The 3,675-nt window shown below is 75.2% G+C and carries 3 protein-coding genes; 1 reads left to right on the top strand and 2 read right to left on the bottom strand.

All coding sequences use genetic code 11. The features are described 5' to 3' along the window. The first annotated feature begins 31 nt into the window (after positions 1–31). Positions 32–871, top strand: coding sequence for an alpha/beta fold hydrolase (locus tag ACSNOD_RS29625; protein ID WP_436770164.1), 840 nt, complete (start codon positions 32–34; stop codon positions 869–871). Positions 872–886: 15 nt separating this feature from the next. On the opposite strand, the gene ACSNOD_RS29620 is transcribed toward ACSNOD_RS29625, so the two are convergent. Together ACSNOD_RS29620 and ACSNOD_RS29615 are read right to left on the bottom strand one after the other, a co-directional pair. Next, on the bottom strand, positions 887–2,596 hold the full coding sequence (locus tag ACSNOD_RS29620; protein ID WP_436770162.1) for a transporter: 1,710 nt from the start codon (positions 2,594–2,596) through the stop codon (positions 887–889). Continuing rightward, complete coding sequence (locus ACSNOD_RS29615) at positions 2,593–3,402, bottom strand: ABC transporter ATP-binding protein (protein ID WP_436770163.1); 810 nt, start codon at positions 3,400–3,402, stop codon at positions 2,593–2,595. Before ACSNOD_RS29615 ends, ACSNOD_RS29620 begins: the two co-directional genes overlap by 4 nt. Positions 3,403–3,675 lie beyond the last annotated feature (273 nt).

The following is a 3,675-nucleotide window of genomic DNA, read 5'->3' as shown; positions in this document are numbered from 1 at the left end:
TCGCACGTATAACCGCCACGGTCGCGCTGCTCTGCGGGGCGGTGACGGCTCTGGCGCCCCCCGCGCACGCGACCCCCATGACGCCTCCCGGGCCGCCGGCCCCGGAGTCCTGCTGCTGCACGGCCTGATGGGGCGCGCCTCCCACTGGGCGGGCACCGCCCGCTGGCTCTCCGCCCGCCATCGCGCCGTCGGCCTCGACCAGCGCGGCCACGGCCGCAGCGACAAGCCCGCCGAGGGCCCGTACACCCGCGAGGCCTTCGTGGCCGACGCGGCCGCCGCCATCGAGCAGCTCGGCCTCGCCCCGGCCGTCCTCGTCGGACACTCCATGGGCGCCCTGACCGCCTGGCAGCTCGCCGCGCACCGGCCGGAGCTCGTACGGGCCGTGGTCATCTGCGACATGCGGGCGTCCGCGCTGGGGGCCCGCTCGCAGCGCGAGTGGGAGGAGTGGTTCGCGTCCTGGCCGGTGCCGTTCGCGACCCTCGCCGACGTGCGGAAGTGGTTCGGTGAGGACGACCCCCGGCTGGAGCGCCCCCGGCCCGGGCGCGGCGAGTTCTTCGCCGAGGTGATGGCCGAGCGCGCCGACGGCTGGCGGCCGGTCTTCTCCCGCCGGCAGATGCTGATGGCGCGCGACACCTGGGTCCATGACGCGCACTGGGAGGAGCTCGCCCAGGTCGGCTGCCCGGCGCTGGTGGTGCGGGGCGTGGACGGGGAGCTGGGGCGGGCCGAGGCCCAGGAGATGGTCCGGGTGCTGCCCCGCGGCGAGTACGCGGAGGTCGCCGACGCGGGGCACTTCGTCCACTACGACCAGCCGGAGGGGTGGCGCGGGGCGGTCGAGCCGTTCCTCGACCGCCTCCCGCCGCTCACGGAGTGAACAGGGGGGTGCGCCTCAGCCCTTGCTGACCGCGGTCAGGATCTCCGGCAGCCGTGCCGCCGTACGGGGCGCGGCCAGCCGCAGCCCCAGCAGGCTCAGCCCCCACCCGTACAGCGCCCCCAGCGGCAGGATCACCCACAGCCAGTTCCGCGCGTCCGCCAGGTGCAGCCAGACGGTGACCCCCAGCAGGGGCAGACACAGCGCCGCGCCGGCGACCATGCCGCCGAGGATGCTGGTCCAGGCGAGCGACACCTGTCCGGGGGCGACGTTCTTGTAGCCGCTGTCCTGGGGGATGGAGTACGGGAAGAGCGCCGACCCGATCGCGCCCGTGGCCGTCAGCGCGCCGAGCAGCGCCAGCGCCAGCCCCAGCGCCTCCGGGAAGGCGTCCCACTGCCCCAGGAAGGCCGCCGTGCCGAGCACCGTCAGCGTCACATAGGGCACCGCGACGACCGCCAGGGCGAGCGCGCGCCCGCACAGTTCCAGATAGGCGTCGCGGGTGGAGGAGATGGTGAGCGACACCATCCAGAACGCCGAGGTGTCCTGGCCGAACTGGTTGTACATCTGCATGCCGAGCAGCCCCGCCGCCCAGCACGCCACATAGACGCTCCCGTTGCCCTGGACGGCGGTGACGAACGGCACCAGCAGTCCGACGCCGAGCGAGGTGGCCCAGGACGCCTTCGCCTTCGGGTCGCGCCAGGCGTAGCGCAGGGTCCGCTGCGCGACGGTGCCCACCCGGCCGGCCGGCAGCAGCGCGGACAGTCCCGCGCTCGCGCGCCCGGCCTTCCCGGACGGCTCGCTCGCGGCCTGCAGGGTCGATCCGTCGGGCGCCGTCATCAGCCGGGTGAGGCTGCGCTGCCACCACCACAGCAGCAGCGCGCCGGCCACGGCGGTGAGGGCGAGCTGGGCGAGCGCGACACCGTACGCGCCGGCGCCCGCGCTCCGTACGGCGTCCACGGCGGCGGCCGGGGGCACCCAGCGCAGCACCTCGGCCGCGGGCTCCAGGGACGCCAGGCCCTCCGACGACGACAGTTTCTGCACGCCGAGGTTGACGAACTGCGTGCCCAGGGCGATGAACAGACCGCTCAGCACGGCCAGATCGCGGCCCTTGCGGCTGGTCAGCAGGCGGATGTTGCCCGCCGCCACCGCCCGCGCGAAGGTGACGCACACCAGCAGCACCAGCGGCGCGGCGATCACACCGGCGGCCACCGCGGCCGCGCCGTGCGCCACGGCGATCACCGAGCCGACCGCCAGGACGAGCGTGAACAGCGGGCCGATGCCGACCAGCGAGGCGATCAGCAGGGAGCCCACCAGCCGGCGGGGCTCCAGGGGCAGCATCACCAGCCGGGTGGGGTCGAGCGTCTCGTCACCGCTGGGGAAGAACAGCGGCAGCGCGGCCCAGCCCAGCGCCATGAGGGCGGTCAGCAGCACGACGACGGCGGTGGCGTGGTCGTTGCCGCGCAGCGCGATGAGGCCGATCAGCTGCCCGGCGGCGAGCAGCAGGGTGAACACGACGGACGTCACGAAGGCCGCGGTGCGGCCGGAGGACTGCCGCAGCCCATTGCGCAGCAGGGACAGCTTCAGCCGCACGAAGACGGCGGTGGCCGCCGCGGCGGAGGCGCCCGACGGCGCGACGGAGCCGGCCGGAACGGGGGAACCCGCCGGCACGGAGGCGCCCCCCGGAACGGGGGAGGCGGGCGGCGTGGGGGAGGGGCGTGCCGCGCTCATCGGGCGCCGCCGCCCAGCCAGTCCAGGCTCTGCCCGGAGTCGCGCCCGCCCGCGCCGACCAGCTCCAGGAAGGCCTCCTGGAGGCTGGGCGCCGAGCCCCTGACCTCGGCGAGCGGCCCCTGCGCGCGGACGTGGCCCGCGGCCATCACCGCGACCCAGTCGCAGAGGCTCTCCACCAGCTCCATCACATGGCTGGAGAAGACCACGGTCGCGCCGGAGGAGGTGTAGCGCTCCAGCACGCCGCGGATGGTCTGGGCGGAGACCGGGTCGACGCCCTCGAACGGCTCGTCCAGGAAGAGCACCTCGGGGTTGTGCAGCAGCGCGGCCGCCAGCCCGATCTTCTTCCGCATGCCGGTCGAGTAGTCGACGACCAGCTTGTGCTGGGAACCGGCCAGATCGAGGACGTCGAGCAGCTGGGCGGCCCGCTTGTCGACCTCGTCGCCGGGCAGGCCGCGCAGCCGCCCGTTGTAGGCGAGCAGCTCGCGCCCGGAAAGGCGTTCGAACAGCCGCAGCCCCTCGGGCAGCACACCGATGCGGGACTTCACCGCGACCGGATCGCGCCAGACGTCGTGGCCGCCGATCTCCACCTGTCCCGCGTCCGGGCGCAGCAGCCCGGTGACCATCGACAGGGTCGTGGTCTTGCCGGCGCCGTTCGGGCCCACCAGGCCGATGAACCGGCCGGCGGGTATGTCCAGGTCGACGCCCGCGACGGCGACTTGTTCCCCGAAGCGCTTCCACAGCCCGCGTATCCGTACGGCGGGCGGCGGCCCGTCCGGCGCGGCGTCCCCCGGCCCGCCGGACGTCACCCCCGGCCTGCCGGACGTCACCCCCGGGCCGCCGGACGTCACCCCCGGTGCGCCGTTCTCCCCGTGGTCCGATGGTGCCGGCTGGTCCTGCTGGCGTTCCACGACAGTCGCCTCTCATCCCCGTGCGCCCCCGCGGGGGCGTCCCCGTTTCCGGCGCGGACCTGCGACAACAGGCCGCGCCCCTGTCCGAGGCCCACCTTACGGCGGGGGACAAGGGCGCGCGGGGGCGTCGGCCGGGCACGGCGACCAAGGTGCCGGACCTGGTACGACGGC

This window comes from Streptomyces sp. URMC 123 (assembly GCF_051386515.1).
Lineage (GTDB): Bacteria > Actinomycetota > Actinomycetes > Streptomycetales > Streptomycetaceae > Streptomyces.
This window is presented reverse-complemented; position numbering and strand designations above follow the sequence as displayed.